16 protein-coding genes are annotated in these 17,422 nt (G+C 70.7%); 8 read left to right on the top strand and 8 right to left on the bottom strand.

The window, feature by feature from the left end; all coding sequences use genetic code 11:
- The first annotated feature begins 444 nt into the window (after positions 1–444).
- Positions 445–5,382 (top strand): NAD-glutamate dehydrogenase, encoded by a 4,938-nt coding sequence (locus MID12_RS10710; RefSeq protein ID WP_263166460.1) that lies wholly within the window; start codon positions 445–447, stop codon positions 5,380–5,382.
- Between the two features lie 110 nt (positions 5,383–5,492).
- Here the strand turns inward: MID12_RS10710 and MID12_RS10705 are convergent, their stop codons facing one another.
- The gene (locus tag MID12_RS10705) at positions 5,493–5,939 is read right to left on the bottom strand and encodes a hypothetical protein (protein ID WP_263166458.1); all 447 of its coding nucleotides are present in this window, start codon (positions 5,937–5,939) and stop codon (positions 5,493–5,495) included.
- The gene (locus MID12_RS10700) at positions 5,936–6,376 is read right to left on the bottom strand and encodes an ATP-binding protein (RefSeq protein ID WP_263166456.1); all 441 of its coding nucleotides are present in this window, start codon (positions 6,374–6,376) and stop codon (positions 5,936–5,938) included. Before MID12_RS10700 ends, MID12_RS10705 begins: the two co-directional genes overlap by 4 nt.
- A 273-nt stretch (positions 6,377–6,649) precedes the next feature.
- Between MID12_RS10700 and MID12_RS10695 the strand changes: the two genes are divergently transcribed.
- The 6 genes from MID12_RS10695 to MID12_RS10670 all read left to right on the top strand — a co-directional run bounded on the left by MID12_RS10695 (position 6,650) and on the right by MID12_RS10670 (position 9,666).
- Positions 6,650–7,561, top strand: a complete 912-nt coding sequence (locus MID12_RS10695) for a helix-turn-helix domain-containing protein (RefSeq protein WP_222106682.1) — start codon at positions 6,650–6,652, stop codon at positions 7,559–7,561.
- Positions 7,540–7,779 (top strand): DUF397 domain-containing protein, encoded by a 240-nt coding sequence (locus MID12_RS10690; RefSeq protein ID WP_167748042.1) that lies wholly within the window; start codon positions 7,540–7,542, stop codon positions 7,777–7,779. Before MID12_RS10695 ends, MID12_RS10690 begins: the two co-directional genes overlap by 22 nt.
- An 80-nt stretch (positions 7,780–7,859) precedes the next feature.
- Positions 7,860–8,069 (top strand): DUF397 domain-containing protein, encoded by a 210-nt coding sequence (locus MID12_RS10685; protein ID WP_078844887.1) that lies wholly within the window; start codon positions 7,860–7,862, stop codon positions 8,067–8,069.
- A 79-nt stretch (positions 8,070–8,148) separates the two neighbouring features.
- Positions 8,149–8,358 (top strand): DUF397 domain-containing protein, encoded by a 210-nt coding sequence (locus tag MID12_RS10680; protein WP_263166448.1) that lies wholly within the window; start codon positions 8,149–8,151, stop codon positions 8,356–8,358.
- Between the two features lie 78 nt (positions 8,359–8,436).
- Positions 8,437–9,120 (top strand): class I SAM-dependent methyltransferase, encoded by a 684-nt coding sequence (locus tag MID12_RS10675; protein ID WP_263166446.1) that lies wholly within the window; start codon positions 8,437–8,439, stop codon positions 9,118–9,120.
- 12 nt (positions 9,121–9,132) lie between these two features.
- The gene (locus MID12_RS10670) at positions 9,133–9,666 is read left to right on the top strand and encodes a DinB family protein (RefSeq protein WP_078844886.1); all 534 of its coding nucleotides are present in this window, start codon (positions 9,133–9,135) and stop codon (positions 9,664–9,666) included.
- 94 nt (positions 9,667–9,760) lie between these two features.
- Here the strand turns inward: MID12_RS10670 and galE are convergent, their stop codons facing one another.
- On the bottom strand, positions 9,761–10,738 hold the full coding sequence (galE, locus tag MID12_RS10665; protein ID WP_263166444.1) for a UDP-glucose 4-epimerase GalE: 978 nt from the start codon (positions 10,736–10,738) through the stop codon (positions 9,761–9,763).
- 233 nt (positions 10,739–10,971) lie between these two features.
- The gene (locus MID12_RS10660; RefSeq protein WP_237283056.1) at positions 10,972–11,487 is read right to left on the bottom strand and encodes a MarR family winged helix-turn-helix transcriptional regulator; all 516 of its coding nucleotides are present in this window, start codon (positions 11,485–11,487) and stop codon (positions 10,972–10,974) included.
- A 313-nt stretch (positions 11,488–11,800) separates the two neighbouring features.
- On the opposite strand from MID12_RS10660, the gene MID12_RS10655 reads away from it, so the two are divergent.
- Positions 11,801–12,211 (top strand): organic hydroperoxide resistance protein, encoded by a 411-nt coding sequence (locus MID12_RS10655; protein ID WP_040249325.1) that lies wholly within the window; start codon positions 11,801–11,803, stop codon positions 12,209–12,211.
- 6 nt (positions 12,212–12,217) lie between these two features.
- Here the strand turns inward: MID12_RS10655 and MID12_RS10650 are convergent, their stop codons facing one another.
- The 4 genes from MID12_RS10650 to MID12_RS10635 all read right to left on the bottom strand — a co-directional run bounded on the left by MID12_RS10650 (position 12,218) and on the right by MID12_RS10635 (position 17,372).
- Positions 12,218–13,114 (bottom strand): class I SAM-dependent methyltransferase, encoded by an 897-nt coding sequence (locus tag MID12_RS10650; RefSeq protein WP_263166442.1) that lies wholly within the window; start codon positions 13,112–13,114, stop codon positions 12,218–12,220.
- A 618-nt stretch (positions 13,115–13,732) separates the two neighbouring features.
- Positions 13,733–14,644 (bottom strand): carbohydrate ABC transporter permease, encoded by a 912-nt coding sequence (locus tag MID12_RS10645; protein WP_040249319.1) that lies wholly within the window; start codon positions 14,642–14,644, stop codon positions 13,733–13,735.
- Entirely contained in the window at positions 14,641–15,927 is a 1,287-nt protein-coding gene (locus MID12_RS10640; RefSeq protein WP_040256810.1) for an ABC transporter permease subunit, read from the bottom strand. The genes MID12_RS10645 and MID12_RS10640 overlap by 4 nt, the downstream gene beginning before the upstream one ends.
- 62 nt (positions 15,928–15,989) lie before the next feature.
- A complete protein-coding gene (locus MID12_RS10635) occupies positions 15,990–17,372 on the bottom strand; it encodes an ABC transporter substrate-binding protein (RefSeq protein WP_040249317.1) in 1,383 nt (460 codons plus the stop codon).
- Positions 17,373–17,422 lie beyond the last annotated feature (50 nt).

Raw genomic sequence — 17,422 nt, 5'->3', positions numbered from 1 at the left:
GCGGCCGTATCCGCTCCCGGGCGCTTCGGGGCGGTGTACGGGAGCGGGCGGGGAAGGCCACGGGTGGACGGGGGGAGGGTACGGGTGGACAAGGAGGGTTTCTGTGCAGTCCGTCAAAATTGCGCGCCGGGTTTTGTACAGAAGCGGCTCATGACGGCGGGCCGGGTAAGGACGATAGCCTTGGGGCCGTGATCAGTGCGATATCCCGCAGGGGCACCGTCGCCCCTGCGCCGCACCCGGTACGCGTGGAGGATTCCCGCCGCCGGGCGTTCGCCGATCCCCGCGGGAACCGCGCCGTGCGAACGGCCGGGAGCGCCCCGCACCTCGCAGCGCGCGGCAGGACGTCCACCCCGAGCGGAGACCCCGCGCCATGGCGTCGATCCGCGCGTGCCGCACTATTTCCTTCTACGTCTCGCAATGGCGCGCGACAGGAGTCAGAGGACAATGCAGACCAAGCTGGACGAAGCCAAGGCCGAGCTGCTCGAGAGGGCCGCGCGCGTAGCTGAGAACAGCCCGGTCGGGGGGATCCTCCCGACCGAGGCGCAGGGCGCGAAATCCGACCAGGCTGCCGTACTCGCGTTCCTCCAGCGCTACTACCTGCACACCGCGGCCGAGGACTTCGTCGGCCGCGACCCGGACGACGTCTTCGGCGCCGCCTTCTCGCACCTCAGGCTGGCCGAGAACCGCCCCCAGGGCACCGCGAACGTCCGGGTGCACACCCCGACCGTGGAAGAGAACGGCTGGACCTGCAGCCACAGCGTCGTCGAGGTCGTCACCGACGACATGCCCTTCCTCGTGGACTCCGTCACCAACGAGCTGACCCGCCAGCACCGCGGCATCCATGTCGTCATCCACCCGCAGATCGTGGTCCGCCGCGACGTCACGGGCCGCCTCCTGGAGGTGCTGACCTCCGCCACCGCCGGCGACCGGGGCAGCCTGCCGCACGACGCGCTCATCGAGTCCTGGATCCACGTCGAGACGGACCGCGAGACCGACCGCTCCGACCTCAAGCAGATCACCGCCGACCTGCTGCGGGTGCTCTCCGACGCCCGGGAGGCCGTCGAGGACTGGGAGAAGATGCGCGAGGCCGCGCTGCGCATCGCCGAGGAGCTGCCCGGCGAGCCCACCGCCGACGACCTGCCCGCCCAGGAGGTCGAGGAGGCCCGCGAGCTGCTGCGCTGGCTCGCCGCCGATCACTTCACCTTCCTCGGCTACCGCGAGTACGAGCTGCGTGAGGACGACTCCCTCGCCGCCGTCCCCGGCACCGGCCTCGGCATCCTGCGCGCCGACCCGCACCACAGCGGCGAGGAGCACCCGGTCAGCCCGTCCTTCAGCCGCCTGCCCGCCGACGCCCGGGCCAAGGCCCGCGAGCACAAGCTGCTCGTGCTGACCAAGGCGAACAGCCGCTCCACCGTGCACCGGCCCTCGTACCTGGACTACGTGGGCGTGAAGAAGTTCGACGCCGAGGGCAATGTCATCGGCGAGCGGCGCTTCCTCGGGCTCTTCTCCTCGGCCGCCTACACCGAGTCGGTGCGCCGGGTGCCGGTGATCCGCCGCAAGGTCGAGGAGGTGCTGCGCGGCGCCGGGTTCTCGCCCAACAGCCACGACGGCCGCGACCTGCTGCAGATCCTGGAGACCTATCCGCGCGACGAGCTGTTCCAGACCCCGCCGGACGAGCTGCGCGCCATCGTCACCAGCGTCCTCTACCTCCAGGAGCGCCGCCGCCTGCGGCTCTACCTGCGCAAGGACGAGTACGGGCGCTACTACTCGGCCCTGGTCTACCTCCCGCGCGACCGCTACACCACGGGCGTACGGCTGCGCATCATCGACATCCTGAAGGAGGAACTCGGCGGCACCAGCGTCGACTTCACCGCCTGGAACACCGAATCGGTGCTCTCCCGGCTGCACTTCGTCATCCGGGTGCCCACCGGGACGGAGCTGCCGCAGCTCAGCGACGCCGACAAGGACCGTATCGAGGCCCGCCTCGTCGAGGCCGCCCGCTCCTGGCAGGACGCCTTCACCGAGGCCCTCTACGCCGAACTGGGCGAGGAGCGCGCCGCCGAGCTGGCCCGCCGCTACGCCGGTGCCTTCCCCGAGGGCTACAAGGCCGACCACTCGCCGCGCTCCGGCGTCGCCGACCTGGTGCACCTGGAGGCGATCCAGAGCGGCGCCAAGGACTTCGCCCTCTCGCTGTACGAGCCGGTCGGCGCCCAGCCCGGCGAGCGCCGCTTCAAGATCTACCGGGCGGGCGGCCAGGTCTCGCTGTCCGCGGTGCTGCCGGTGCTCCAGCGCCTCGGCGTGGAGGTCACCGACGAGCGCCCCTACGAGCTGCGCTGCGCGGACCGGCCCAACGCCTGGATCTACGACTTCGGCCTGCGGATGCCGAAGGCGCCCGGCCCCAGCGGCGACTACCTCGGCGACGACGGCCGGGACCGCTTCCAGGAGGCCTTCGAGGCGACCTGGAAGGGGCACGCCGAGAACGACGGCTTCAACTCCCTGGTCCTGCGCGCCGGTCTGAGCTGGCGCCAGGCGATGGTGCTGCGCGCCTACGCCAAGTACCTGCGGCAGGCCGGTTCCACCTTCAGCCAGGACTACATGGAGGACACCCTCCAGAACAACGTCCACACCACCCGGCTGCTCGTCTCCCTCTTCGAGGCGCGCATGTCGCCCGACCACCAGCGGGCCGGCACCGAGCTGACCGACGGCCTCCTGGAGGAACTCGACGGCGCCCTCGACCAGGTCGCCAGCCTGGACGAGGACCGCATCCTGCGCTCCTTCCTGACCGTCATCAAGGCGACGCTGCGCACCAACTTCTTCCAGGAGACCGAGGGCGGCAGCCCGCACGACTACGTCTCCATGAAGTTCGACCCGCAGGCCATCCCGGACCTGCCCGCGCCGCGGCCCGCCTACGAGATCTGGGTGTACTCGCCGCGGGTCGAGGGCGTCCACCTGCGCTTCGGCAAGGTCGCGCGCGGCGGCCTGCGCTGGTCCGACCGGCGTGAGGACTTCCGTACCGAGATCCTCGGCCTGGTCAAGGCGCAGATGGTGAAGAACACCGTCATCGTGCCGGTCGGCGCCAAGGGCGGCTTCGTCGCCAAGCAGCTGCCGGACCCCTCCGAGGACCGGGACGCCTGGCTCGCCGAGGGCATCGCCTGCTACCGCACCTTCATCTCGGCGCTGCTCGACATCACCGACAACCTGGTCGCGGGCGAGGTCGTACCGCCCGCGGACGTGGTGCGCCACGACGAGGACGACACCTATCTGGTGGTCGCCGCGGACAAGGGCACCGCCACCTTCTCCGACATCGCCAACGAGGTCGCCGAGAGCTACGAATTCTGGCTCGGTGACGCCTTCGCCTCCGGCGGCAGCGCGGGCTACGACCACAAGGGCATGGGCATCACCGCCCGCGGCGCCTGGGAGTCGGTCAAGCGGCACTTCCGCGAACTGGGCCACGACAGCCAGACCGAGGACTTCACCGCGGTCGGCGTCGGCGACATGAGCGGCGACGTCTTCGGCAACGGCATGCTGCTCTCCGAGCACATCCGCCTGGTCGCCGCCTTCGACCACCGGCACATCTTCATCGACCCGAAGCCGGACGTGGCCGTCTCCTACGCCGAGCGCCGCCGCCTGTTCGAACTGCCGCGCAGCTCCTGGGCGGACTACAACACCGAGCTGCTCTCCGCGGGCGGCGGGATCTTCCCCCGCTCCGCCAAGGCGATCCAGCTCAACTCGCATGTGCGGGAGGCCCTCGGCATCGAGAAGGGCGTCGCCAAGATGACCCCGGCCGACCTGATGCGGGCCATCCTCCAGGCCCCGGTCGACCTGCTGTGGAACGGCGGCATCGGCACGTATGTGAAGTCCTCGCAGGAGTCGAACGCCGACGTCGGCGACAAGGCCAACGACGCCATCCGGGTGGACGGCGCCGACCTGCGCGCCAAGGTCGTCGGCGAGGGCGGCAACCTGGGCCTGACCCAGCTCGGCCGGATCGAGTTCGCCCTCGGCGGCGGGCGGATCAACACCGACGCCATCGACAACAGCGCCGGGGTGGACACCTCCGACCACGAGGTGAACATCAAGATCCTGCTCAACGCGGTCGTCGGCGAGGGCGACATGACCGTCAAGCAGCGCAACAAGCTGCTCGCCGAGATGACCGACGAGGTCGGCAGGCTGGTGCTGCGCAACAACTACGCGCAGAACACCGCCCTCGCCAACGCCGAGGCCCAGTCGCCCTCGCTGCTCCACGCCCACCAGCGCTTCATGCGCCGCCTGGAGCGGGACGGGCACCTCGACCGCGACCTGGAGTTCCTGCCCACCGACCGGCAGATCAAGGAACGCCTCGCGGGCGGTCGCGGCCTGAGCCAGCCCGAGCTGAGCGTGCTCCTCGCCTACACCAAGATCACCGCGGCGGACGAGCTGATCCGCACCACGCTGCCGGACGACCCGTATCTGCGCGGGCTGCTGCTCGCCTACTTCCCGGCGGCGCTGCGCGAGCGCTTCCCCGAGCAGATCGACGGGCACGCCCTGCACCGCGAGATCGTCACCACGGTCCTCGTCAACGACACGGTCAACACCGGCGGTTCGACCTTCCTGCACCGGCTGCGCGAGGAGTCCGGCGCCTCCCTGGAGGAGATCGTCCGGGCGCAGCTGGCGGCGCGCACCATCTTCGGGATGTCCGAGGTCTGGGACGCCGTCGAGGGACTCGACAACATCGTGGACGCCGATGTCCTCACCCGGATCCGGCTGCACTCGCGGCGCCTGGTGGAGCGCGGCACCCGCTGGCTGCTCAACAACCGGCCGCAGCCGCTCCAGCTCCAGGAGACCGTGGACTTCTTCGCCGAGGGCGTCGCCGCGGTCTGGGACGAGCTGCCCAAGCTGCTGCGCGGCGCGGACCAGGAGTGGTACCAGCGCATCCGCGAGGAGCTCACCGAGGTCGGCGTCCCCGACGAACTCGCCCAGCGGGTGGCCGGATTCTCCGCGGCCTTCCCGACGCTGGACATCGTGGCCATCGCCGACCGGATGGGCAAGGAGCCGTCGGCGGTCGCGGAGGTCTACTACGACCTCGGGGACCGGCTGCGGATCAGCCAGCTCATGGACCGCATCATCGAGCTGCCCCGCACGGACCGCTGGCAGTCCATGGCCCGCGCCTCCATCCGCGAGGACCTCTACGCGGCGCACGCGGCGCTCACCGCCGACGTGCTCGCCGTGGGCAACGGCGGCTCCAGCCCCGAGCAGCGCTTCAAGGCCTGGGAGGAGAAGAACGCCGCCATCCTCGGCCGCGCCCGCACCACCCTGGACGAGATCCAGAGCTCGGACGCCTTCGACCTGGCCAACCTCTCGGTGGCGATGCGGACGATGCGCACCTTGCTGCGGACCCACAGCTAGCCGACGGCCGCCGCCCTCGGACGGTTGCCACGGGAAGGGGGCGCCCCGCACCAGCCGGTGCGGGGCGCCCCCTTCCCGTGCCGCACCGGGCGGCAGGAGTCCCGCCCCCCTCAGAACCCCTCGGGCTCCGACCCGGTGAGGCCCGGGGCGGTACGGAGGCGGAGCAGGCCTCTTCCCCAGGTGGTGGCCGCGATGGGCAACCTCCGTACGGGCCCCGGCAGTTGAGGCGCGGTGGTCTGGGTGAGGAAGACGTAGCGGGTGCCGTCCTCGTCTCTGGCGCAGAAGACATAGGGCTCCCCGAGGGCCACGCAGTCCAGGGCCCAGCTGTGTTCGTCCGGGTCGTTCGCCCAGGCGCGTACGGGGCGGGCGCAGGGAGGGGGAAGCTGGTCCGCGACGTGCTGCGCGCGGGCGTGCAGCCAACGCAGCGCCGAGCGGGGGGAGTTGGTGCGGTGCTCACCGAGCGGTATCCAGGAGCCGCCGGGCGTGTGGGCGGTGAGGCGGGCGCTGTAGGTGCCGCGGACCTGGTCTCGTAAGGGAGCTTCGTGCAGCAGCGTCACGCGGTTGCCGCCTTCTTCACCAGCAGGCGCGCCCATACGGTCTTGCCCACTCCGAGGCGGGGTGCGACGCCCCAGGACTCGGCGAGCGCGGTCACCAGGGCGAGGCCCCGGCCGGACTCGTCTTCTGGTCCGGCCTCCCTCATCGTGGGCTTCTCGTCGCTCGCGTCGGAGACTTCGAGGCGCAGCTCGGTCCCGTTCAACTCGAAGCGGACCAGGATCTCGTGCCCGGGGCGGGTCTTGGCGCAGAGGGCGTTGGTGGCCAGCTCGGAGAGCAACAGCACGGCGGTGTCGGTGACTTCGCCGTCCACCTGCCAGAGGGCGAGCTGGTGGCGCAGGGCGTCGCGGGCACGGGCGACGTTGCGGCGGTGGCGGGGGTACTGGTGGGAGACCGCCTTCACGGCGGCGGGTGTTGCAGCTGGTACGGCACTTTCGGGCATGGCTCAACCCCTCGGGATCAGGCGACGGCGGTGCGCAGGGATGGGGAGCGGTCTCGCGGTCGTCCTCCCGCAGGAGAGACTTCGGCCGCTCTTCAGCAGGCATGTGTCACACAGGGTGAAGACATAGGTGTGACTTGATGCGCAGTCACATGTTCTGCCGCACTCAGCATGCTCCTTTTGGCGGTTGGGTTGCAACAAGGATGGCCGAGTTAGCAAGAAGTCGAACAGGCATCCCCATCGTCGGGCGCGTCAGGCACGTGCAACACTGCGTCCATGACCGAGAACCGCGCGTCGTCGCCTCAGAAACGTGCGACGCCGACCATCATGCGGCGTCGCGTCGGTGCTCAGATCCGTCGCTGGCGCGGCGAGTTGAAGTCGGGCGAGGCCGCCAAGCTGATGCCGGGCTGGGACACCACCAAGCTCAGCCGCATTGAGCGCGGGCTGTACCGCATCTCGGGTGACGACGTGCGCACCTTCACCGCCAAGCTCGGCGTCGAGGACCCCGAGGGTGTGGAGGAAGTCGCCAGCGTGGCGGAGGAGCCGGCCGGAGGAGCGCATGGCTGGTGGAAGGCGTATGACAGTCGGGTATCTGAACCCCTGATCGACTTCGTGCAGCTCGAATCACGTGCCAGCAAAATCCGTATGCATCATCCTGTTGTGATCCCGGGGCTGCTTCAAACTCCAGGCTATCTACGAGAGATCATCGGAGGGCCATCCGCGGCGATCAGCCCTGAGCAGGCGGAGATCCTGGTCTCGATCCGGCTGGCGCGTCAGGAAGTGCTCACACGCACGGATAATCCAGTCGAGTTTCATGCGCTCGTGCCTGAGTCGGCGTTTCACGCCACGATCGAGTCCGGCCCTGGCGTCATGAAGGATCAGCTTCGGAAGCTGTTGGACGTGTCTGAGCGTCCCAACGTGAGATTGCAGATCCTCCCGCTCACCGCCCATCCGTCGCACGGATCAAACGGAGCGACAACGATCCTGACCTTCAGCCACCCTTGGGTGCCAGTGGTCAGCATCGACAATCCTCTGGGCGGCACCCACAGCGAAGATCCCGTCGAAATCGGCTACATGGAGCGGATCTTCACGGCGGCTGCCGACACTGCGCTTCCCGTGGACGAGTCACGGGACCTCATCACCGAGTACCTGGAAGGAAAGCCGAAGTGGCCAACAACAGGAGCCTGAGGGCGACCGATCTCTCCGGTGCCGACTGGCGGAAGTCGTCGTACAGCGGCGCTAATGAGGGCCAGTGCGTCGAGATCGCCGCCAACCTCGTTGCTTCGCATGGCATGGTCCCCATCCGTGACTCCAAGGCCCCCACCGGCCCCATTCTGGGTCTTCGCGTTGACGCGTTCTCGTCGTTCGTGGCGGGGATCAAGGCGGGTCAGCTGGGTACCGTCTGATCGTCCGAGCGTTACAACGGCCCCGTCGTTATCCCTTAGTTGGGGTGTGGCGGGGCCGCTGTCAAGGGAAGGGTTTCTCGATGGCTGCCGATTCTCCTCGCTGGTTCAAGTCCTCCTACAGCGGTGGTGAGGGCAACTGTGTTGAGGTGGCTGACCTTCGCCGGTCGTCCTTCCCCGCTATCGCTGTCCGTGATTCCAAGAACCTCAGCGGTCCTGTTCTGGGCCTTCACGTTGACGCGTTCTCGTTGTTCGTGGCGGGCGTCAAGGCTGGGCAGCTGGGTACCGTCTGATTGACCGAGCGCTACAACGGCCCCGCCACGCTTGCACGTTGAGGGTTGGCGGGGCCGATTGCTAAGGAAAGGGTTCTCGATGGCTACCGAATCTCCCCGCTGGTTCAAGTCTTCGTACTCCAGTGCCGGAGAGCAGTGCGTCGAGGTCGCCGACCTTCGTCAGTCGCCGTTCCCCGTCATCGCCGTCCGTGATTCCAAGGCCCCCACCGGCCCCGTCCTAGGCCTGCGCGCCGACGCCTTCGCCTCGTTCCTCGTGGGCGTCAAGGGCGGGCGGCTCGGCGCCGTCTGAGCGTCCGGGGGCCGCGCGGCACCGGCGTCGTCACTCGTACGGGGGGCGATGTCAGTGGCCTCGCGTACGTTTCCTCGCATGACGCCGACTGCCGACCCCGCTGCGACACCGACCCCTGAACCGCTGTATCCGACGGCCACCCGCACCTCCTACAGCGCCATCGCGGAGCCCTACCTGGACTACGCCCTGGAGGAGTTCGGGAGCGAGCCGTACGGGCGGGCGATGCTCACCGCCTTCGCGGAGCGGATACGGGCGCGCGGGGGCGCCAGGGTGGTCGAGGTGGGCAGTGGCCCCGGGTACGTCAGCTCCTATCTGCACGGGCTCGGCCTCGACATCTCCGGTGTGGACCTGGCCCCGGGGATGGTCGCCCTGGCCTCGCGGAGCTACCCCGGACTCCGCTTCACCGAGGGCACGATGACCGCGCTCGACCTGCCGGACGCCTGTCTCGGCGGGCTCGTCGCCTGGTACTCCCTGATCCACATCCCGCCGGAGCACCGGCCGGGCGTCCTCGCCGAGTTCCACCGGGTGCTCGCCCCGGGCGGCTACCTCCAACTCGCCTTCCAGACAGGCCAGGAGGAGCCGCTCCACTTCGCCGAGGCCTTCGGCCACCCGGTCGCGCTCGACTTCCACCGCCTCGCGCCCGAGGCCCTCACCGAGCAGCTGACCCGTACCGGATTCACGGTCCGCGCCAGCCTGGTGCGCGCCCCGGAGGAGACGGAACGGACCCCGCACGCCTACGTACTGGCGCGCAAGGAAGAGTGAAAGGTACAGGACATGAGTACGGGTACGACCCCGGACGGGCGCGCCGTCCCGCCGCCACGGGCCGGTGAACGCGCCACCCTGGAGAGCTGGCTGGACTTCCACCGGGCCACGCTGGAACTCAAGTGCGCGGGCCTGGACGACGCGCAGCTGCGGCTCGCCCCGGTGCCGCCCTCCTCGATGACGCTCCTCGGCCTTGTCCAGCACCTCGCCGAGATCGAACGCAACTGGTTCCAGCGGGTGTTCGCCGGTCTGCGGGTGCCGCCGGTGTACGAGGAGGGCGGCCCGGACGCCTTCACGCTGAGCCCGGACCGGGGCATCGAGGAGGCGCTGGCCGCCTGGCGCGCCGAGGTGGCCCGGAGCCGCGAGATCACCGCCGCCGCCCTCCTGGAGGACACCGGCATACCGCCCGCGCCCGAGTCCGCGTACCTCGGAGAGGAGGGAGTCTCGCTGCGCTGGATCCTGGTCCACCTGATCGAGGAGTACGCCCGGCACAACGGCCACGCCGATCTGATCAGGGAGTGCCTCGACGGGGCCACCGGGGCCTGAGCGCGGGCGTCCGGCGCGGGCCGCGCCGCCGCAGCCCGGGGCCGGTGCCGCCTGCGCCGGGGGCCTGTTTCGTCTGAGCCTGGGGCCCCGCCGCCTACGGGTGGCGGTGCAGCCAGCCCGCCCAGGCGGAGGTGACCATGTCCCGGACGTCGTGGCGGGCCTTCCAGCCCAGCTCGGCGTGGACCCGGTCGGCGGCGGCGACCACCGAGGCCGGGTCGCCGGGGCGGCGGGGCGCGACCTCGGGGGCGAGCCGGTGGCCGGTGACCTCGCCGATCAGCTCGGTCATGGCGCGCACCGAAACGCCTTCGCCGCGGCCGATGTTGAGGGTGAGGTCGGAGCCGGGCGCGCTCGCGGTGAGCCGCCGGGCGGCGGCCACATGCGCCTCGGCCAGGTCGCTGACGTGGATGTAGTCCCGTACGCAGGTGCCGTCCGGGGTGGCGTAGTCGTCGCCGAAGATGCGGGGGGCGGTGCCCTCGGTGAGCTTCTCGAAGACCATCGGGATCAGGTTGAAGACGCCGGTGTCGGCCAGCTCCGGGGCGGCGGCGCCCGCGACGTTGAAGTAGCGCAGGTTCGCGGTGGCCAGCCCATGGGCCCGGCCGGTCGCCCGCACCAGCCACTCACCGGCGAGCTTGGTCTCGCCGTACGGGGACATCGGCAGGCAGGGGGTGTCCTCGGTGACCAGACCGGAGGCCCCGGTGTCCGGCATGCCGTAGACAGCGGCGGAGGAGGAGAAGACGAAGGAGGGGACACCGGCCGCGGTCACGGCCTGGAGCACCGTGCGCAGGCCCTCGACATTGGTGCGGTAGTAGTGCAGCGGCAGCTCCACCGACTCGCCGACCTGCTTGCTCGCGGCCAGGTGCACCACGCCGGTGATCCGGTGCCGGGCGAGGGTGCGCTCCAGGAGGTCGTGGTCGAGGACCGAGCCCTCGACGAGGGGCACCTCGGCGGGGAGACGGCCGGCCAAGCCGGTGGAGAGGTCGTCGTAGACGACGGCCTGCTCGCCCGCCGCGGTCATGGCGCGCACCACGTGCGCCCCGATGTAACCGGCCCCGCCGGTGATCAGCCAGGTCATGCTCTGCGTCCGCCTGTCCGTCTGCTGTGCTGTGCGTGCCGCCGTCTCCGGCAACCGTTCCGCCGGGCAGTGTGCCAGACGGGGCAGGTTCGGCGCCGTTCGCGGCCCGCCGGGCAGGCCTGGTGCGGGGTGGCCCCGGGTGCGCTCGGCCGTGGCCCTCGGGGCGCCCGGCAGCCGCCGTCGTGGCACCCGGCCCTGGTCCCGGACGCGCGCGACGGTGGCCCCGGACCGCCTCAGCCGCAGCCCTGGCCTTCGGCGGTCCGAGCCGCGGTGCCGTTCTCGCCGGTGCCGCTCTCCCCGGCCTCGTCCTCGTCGCGGCCGGTCAGATCGACCCGGTCGAGCGCGTCGATCAGGCGGTCCAGGGTGCCGCGCAGGTCCCGCAGTTCCTCCAGGCCGAAGCCGGTGGCCCCGGCTATCCGGCGCGGGACACGCAGGGCCCGTTCGCGCAGGGCGGCTCCCTCGGGGGTGAGCCGGATGCCGACGGAGCGCTCGTCGCGGGTGCTGCGCTGCCGGGTGACGAGACCCGCCGCCTCCAGGCGCTTGAGCAGGGGCGAGAGGGTGCCGGAGTCGAGCCGCAGCTCCTCGCCGAGCCGCTTGACCGGCAGTTCGCCCCGCTCCCACAGGACCAGCATCACCAGGTACTGCGGGTAGGTGAGGCCGAGGTCCTTCAGGAGTACCCGGTAGACGCCGTTGAAGGCGCGCGAGGCCGCGTGCAGGGAGAAGCAGATCTGCCGGTCGAGGCGGAGCATGTCCCCGGCGGGCAGCTCGCCGGCGAGCACGGCCTCGGAGAGCGTCGGACCGGCAGCGGAGCCGGACGGGGCCGGGGAGCCGGACGGGGTCGGGGCGGGGGTCGGAGGGGGCGTCGCGGTCATGGATCCAGGGTAGCCCGGCACATCCCACGCACGATTGAGTTGTGCACAACTTAATTGCGTGCTCTACTGGAGCACGCGAGGCGGAGACGCCCGCGAACGGAACGAAGAGGCCGACTGACGGAACGCACAGGCCAGTCGGCGGCGGCGAACCGACCGCGCAAGCAGACCAGCCAACAGAGGAGACCCCGCGATGGACGCGCTCTACACCGCAGTGGCGACGGCCAACGGCCGCGACGGACGGGCCGTGAGCTCGGACGGTCAGATCGACCTGCCGCTCGCCTTCCCGACCGCGCTCGGCGGTGACGGCAAGGGCACCAACCCCGAGCAGCTCTTCGCCGCGGGCTACGCGGCCTGCTACGCGAGCGCCCTCGGCCTCGTCGGACGGCAGGCCAAGGTCGACACCGGCGAGATCTCGGTGACCGCCGAGGTGGGCATCGGCGACGACGGCGACGGCTTCGCCCTCAAGGTCACCCTCCGCGTCGAACTGCCCGAGAACCTGTCCAACTCCGTGGGCGAGGACCTCGTCCACAAGGCCCACCAGGTCTGCCCGTACTCCAAGGCGACCCGGGGCAACATCCCGGTCGACCTCGTCATCGAGTAGTCGGCCTCACCGCGGGCCCCGGCGCCGGACCGCGCGCGTCACGATCGGCGGCAGGACGTCCTTGGCCAGGGCGCGGGCCCGCCGGGTGCGGCGGGGAGCGGCCGGGGCCGCGGTGTCCGCCGGGGCCGGGGCCGGTTCGGCGGCCCGGTGGCGGGAGGGCGGGTGCGCCGGGGTGGCGGCCTTCCTGCCGTCGATGCGGATCAGGCTGCCGGTGCCGAGCCCCTGCACCTCGTGCCACAGATCGCCGCGGCCCCGCAGCCAGTCGAGGAGTTCCTCGCGTACCGGCCCGGGGTCGCCCCAGGTCCCGTAGAACTTCGTACCGCTGACGCAGACCGGGTGCAGTCCGGCGACCGCCACCGCCTCCCAGGTCGCGAAGGCGACGCCGGGGCAGTGCTCCGCGCGGTAGTCGTCCAGGGCGACGATGCCCTCGGGGCGCAGGGCCTCGCGGGCCGCGGCGATGTCGCCGTGCACATGCTCGTACAGATGCGAGGCGTCGATGTGGACGAAGCGGCAGCTGCCCGGGGCCACCCGCGCGGGGACGGCGGAGGTCGGCGCCTGGAGGATCCGGGGGAGCCGGGCGTGGAAGGAGAGGTAGTTGGCCTCGAAGGCGCGCCGGGTCAGGCTCGCGTACGACTTGGTCATCTCCTTCGAGTTGGCCGCGTCCGGGGCCGGGGAGTCGAAGAGGTCGCAGACCGTGAAGGCCTCGTCCTCGCGCAGGTAGCCGGCCAGGAAGATGGCGCTCTTGCCGAGGTAGGCGCCCATTTCGAGCAGGTCGCCGTGCTCTTCCGCGGCGAGCTGGCGGGAGAGGAACCAGCCGAAGAGCTGCTGGTCGACCGGGCGGAACCAGCCCTGCACCTCCGCGAGGGAGGCGGGGCGCGGCAGCTCCGAGGTGGCGCTGGTCATCGGGACTCCAGACGGTGGGTGATCCGTTCCGGGACCCCGGCCGCGGCGGACGGCGCGGGTCCCGTGGGCGTGGGTTCGGTGTGCGGAGGCCCCGGGTGCCGGAGGCCGGGCCGGGACCTCTGGCGGCGGCTGCCCGGCCCCCTGGGCGGCACACCCCGCGAGGGCGCCGGGTGCGCTGAAAGGTGCCCGAACTGCGGACGTACGACAAGACAAGCAGAGGAAGGGGTTGTGTGAAGGGCCAGCTCACGGCCCTCGCCGGGTGCTCCGGGGGCGTGCGGGCGGAGCGGGTGCGCTGCTCAGGGGGGCGCCCGCGCGTGAGCGGGGCGCGGGCGCTCGCCGTGCTCGGGGCGGGGGTGGCCGCTACTCCCGTACGCCGGACCGGTCCGTCCCTCACGGCCGCGTACTCATCCCCGTACTCATCCGAACGAGCGAGCCCCGCACGGACGAACGGCGTAGCGGGAGCGGCCCCGCCGATGCCACCGACACCAGAGGGGCGGACCGGTGAACCGGTCCGCCCCTCTGCCGTGCCCTGCTGTCCCGCCCGGAGGCGGGGGAGTGCTCAGCGCTCCCCTCCCGTACCGCGGTGGGGGAGTGCTCAGCCCTCCTCGGTGCTCCGCGTCACTTGACGGCGCCCGCCATGACCCCGGTGACGAACTGCCGCTGGAAGGCGAAGAAGACCGCCAGCGGGATCACCATGGAGATGAAGGCGCCCGGTGCCAGGACGTCGATGTTGTTGCCGAACTGGCGGACCTGGGTCTGCAGCGCCACGGTGACCGGCTGGTTGCCGGGGTCCGCGAAGATCAGCGAGACCAGCATGTCGTTCCACACCCACAGGAACTGGAAGATCCCCAGCGAGGCGATCGCCGGTCCGCCGAGCGGCATCACCACGCGGAAGAAGAGCCGCAGCTCACCGGCGCCGTCGAGGCGGGCGGCCTCCAGGAGTTCCCGGGGGATCTCCGCGAAGAAGTTCCGCAGCAGGAAGACCGCGAACGGCAGGCCGAAGCCGGTGTGGAAGAGGACCACCCCGAACACCGAGCCGAAGATGCCGAGGTCGCCGAAGAGCCGCGCGATCGGCAGCAGGGCGACCTGGACGGGCACCACGAGCAGACCGACCACCCCGAGGAACCACCAGTCCCGGCCGGGGAAGTCCATCCACGCGAAGGCGTACCCGGCGAGCGAGCCGACCACGACGACGAGCAGCGTCGCCGGGACCGTGATGATCAGGGTGTTCCACAGCGAGTCGGTGATCTGGGAGTTGTCGAGCAGCTTGGAGTAGCTGTCGAAGGTGATCTGCGAGGGCTCGCCGATCAGGTTCCACCAGCCGCTGTCGGCGGTGTCCTCGGGCGTGCGCAGCGAGGCGAGCAGCAGCCCGACCGTGGGCGCCAGCCAGAGCAGGCCGACCATGATCAGGAAGATCCGCAGGAAGCCGCCGCCCGCCGCGGCCGCGATCCGGGAGGCCACTGAGGGCTTCGCCAGGCCGCTGCGTTCGGCGACGGGGGCGCCTTCGAGGACTTCAGTCTGTGCGGTCATCGCCGTCCCTCCCGCTTCAGCCGCCGGATGTTGAAGAGCATCACCGGCACCACGAACAGCAGCAGCACGACCGCGATGGCGCTCGCGATGCCGGGTTGCTGGTCGGAGAAGGCCGAGCGGTAGAGCTGCAGGGCGAGCACGTTGGCGTCGTCCTGCGAGGAGCCCGGCGGGATGATGAACACCAGGTCGAAGATCTTCAGTACGTTGATCATCAGGGTGACCAGGACGACCGCGAGCACCGGCGCCAGCAGCGGCACGGTGATCCGGCGGAACACCTGCCACTCATTGGCGCCGTCCACCCGCGCCGCCTCCAGCAACTCCCGTGGCACGCCCGCGAGTCCGGCCGCGATGAGCACCATCGCGAATCCGGCCCACATCCATACGTAGCTGCCGATGACGGCGGGGGTGACGAAGGACGGGCCGAGCCAGTCGACGCCGTTGTAGGCCTCGCGGAAGTTGGAGGCGGGCAGGCGCAGTTTCGCGCCGTCGGCCTCCTTCGGCAGGGTGAAGCTGCCGTCGCCCGCGGTGGTGGTGGAGGCCACCACCTTGCCGTCCGCGCCGACCGCCTCGACCTTCATCCCGGAGTAGCCGGACTCGGTGGTGTCCACCGCGCCGAGCTTTCCGGCGCCCTTGCCGCGGGTGAAGTCCTGCCAGGCGATGCCGGTGACCTTGCCCGGGTCGGTGCCGGCCGCCTTGGCGGGCTCGGTGCCGTCCGGCATCTCGTCCGGGGCGACACCGACCAGCGGCAGCAGGGCGCTCTGGCCCGCGCGTACCGGCTCCTTGGTGAGGAAGGCGCCGCCCTTCTCGGGCACCAGCGGCGAATCGCGGCCGGGGTGCGCCTTGGGGAAGGCGGAGGACTCCTGGAAGGTGTCGTGGACGCCGACCCATACCGCGTTGGCGACGCCCTTCTCCGGGTCCTGCTCGTAGACGAGGCGGAAGATGATCCCGGAGGCGAGCATGGAGATCGCCATCGGCATGAAGATGATCAGCTTGAACGCCGTCGCCCAGCGCACCCGTTCGGTGAGCACCGCGAAGATCAGGCCGAGCACGGTGGCCACCGTCGGGGCGAGGGCCACCCAGATCAGGTTGTTCTTCAGTGCCGTCAGGATGGTGTCGTCGGTGAAGAGTTCCCGGTAGTTGTCCAGGCCGACGAAGGAGTCTCCGGACCGGTCCAGGAAGCTGTGGACCAGTGAGTACCCGATCGGGTAGACCACGAGCGCGCCGAGGAGCACGAGCGCGGGCAGCAGGAAAAGCACCACCAGGCTCTTGCGGGTCCCCGTCACGCTCTTGCGCACGTGGGGTGCGGGAGGCGCCTCGGCGCCTCCCGCCACTGCCGACTTCACCCTCAGTCCTTGTAGGCCTTGGCGGCGCCGGCTTCCAGGGTCTCCTGGGTGCCCTTGACGTCCTTCGGGTTCTTCAGGAAGTCCTGGAGGGCCTTCCACTCACCCTTGCCGGGCGTGCCGCCGAAGGACTGCGGCGCCTGGTCGGACATGTCGAAGCGGAAGTCGTCGCCCGCGTCGATGAGCGCCTTCGCCATCGAGCGCTGCACCTCGTTCGGGTAGGCGGCGAGGTCGACGTTCTTGACCGGCGACAGGAAGCCGCCCTGCTTCGCCCAGATCTCCGCGGCGTCCGGCGAGGCGAGGAAGGTGAGCAGCGCCTGCCCGGCCTTCGACTCCTTCAGCAGTACGGCCGCGTCGCCGCCGCTGACCACCGGCGGCTCGTCGCCGACGGCCGGGAAGGGGAAGACCTTCGCGTCGGTGCCGACCTTGGCCTCGGTGTCGGCGATGTTGACGCCCACGAAGTCGCCCTCGAAGACCATGCCCGCCTTCGGCTGCTCGCCGCCGGTGAAGGTCTGCGTCACGGAGGCCGGGAACTCGGTCTGCAGGGCGCCGTCCGCGCCGCCCGCGACGTAGTCCTTCTTGCCGAACAGCGAACCCAGCGTGGTCAGCGCGTCCTTGACGGACGGGTCGGTCCACTTGATCTTGTGGGTGGCGAGCTGGTCGTACTTCTCCGGGCCCGCCTGCGAGAGGTAGATGTTCTCGAACCAGTCGGTGAGGGTCCAGCCGTCCGCGCCACCGACCGAGACCGGGGTGACGCCCGAGTCGTAGACGGTCTGCGCGGTGCCCAGGAAGTCCTTCCAGGTCTTCGGCTCCTCGGCGCCCGCGTTCTCGAAGACCTTGGCGTTGTACCAGACCAGCGACTTGTTGGCGGCCTTGAAGTAGACGCCGTACTGCTTGCCGCCGACCTTGCCGAGGTCCTGCCAGCCCTTGCTGTAGTTCTTGGCGAGCTGCTTGACCGCCTCGGGCCCCGCGGGCTTGGCCCACTTCTTGTCCACGGCCTGCTGGATGGCGCCGACCTGCGGCAGCATCGCGATGTCCGGCGGGGAGCCACCGGCTATCTTCGAGCCGAGGAAGTTGATGATGGGGTCCTGCGCCGGTACGAAGGTGACCTCCGCGCCGGTGCGCTTCTCGAACTCCCCGAGCACCTTCTTGAAGTTGGCCTGCTCGGCACCGGTCCACACCGCGGCGACCTGGAGCTTCTCGCCGTCCAGCTTGGGCAGCTGCACGCTGGGGGCGCTGTCCTTCTCGCCCTTGTCCGCCTTGTCGTCGCTGTCGTCGCCGCCGCACGCGCTGAGCGTGAGGGCGAGCGAGCCGGCGAGGACCGCCGCCGCGGCTCTGGCGGTGATGCGGCCGCGGCCGGTGTGTCGTGCCTGTCGAAGAGTGCGCATTGTGCCCCGTGTCTTCATGATCTGCACGCGCGTCCGCGCGTGACGGCGAG

Origin of the sequence: Streptomyces sp. SCSIO ZS0520, from assembly GCF_025643355.1 — a bacterium.
GTDB lineage: Bacteria > Actinomycetota > Actinomycetes > Streptomycetales > Streptomycetaceae > Streptomyces > Streptomyces physcomitrii.
Note: the sequence above shows the minus strand (reverse complement) of the source record. Positions and strands in the feature narration are given on the sequence as shown.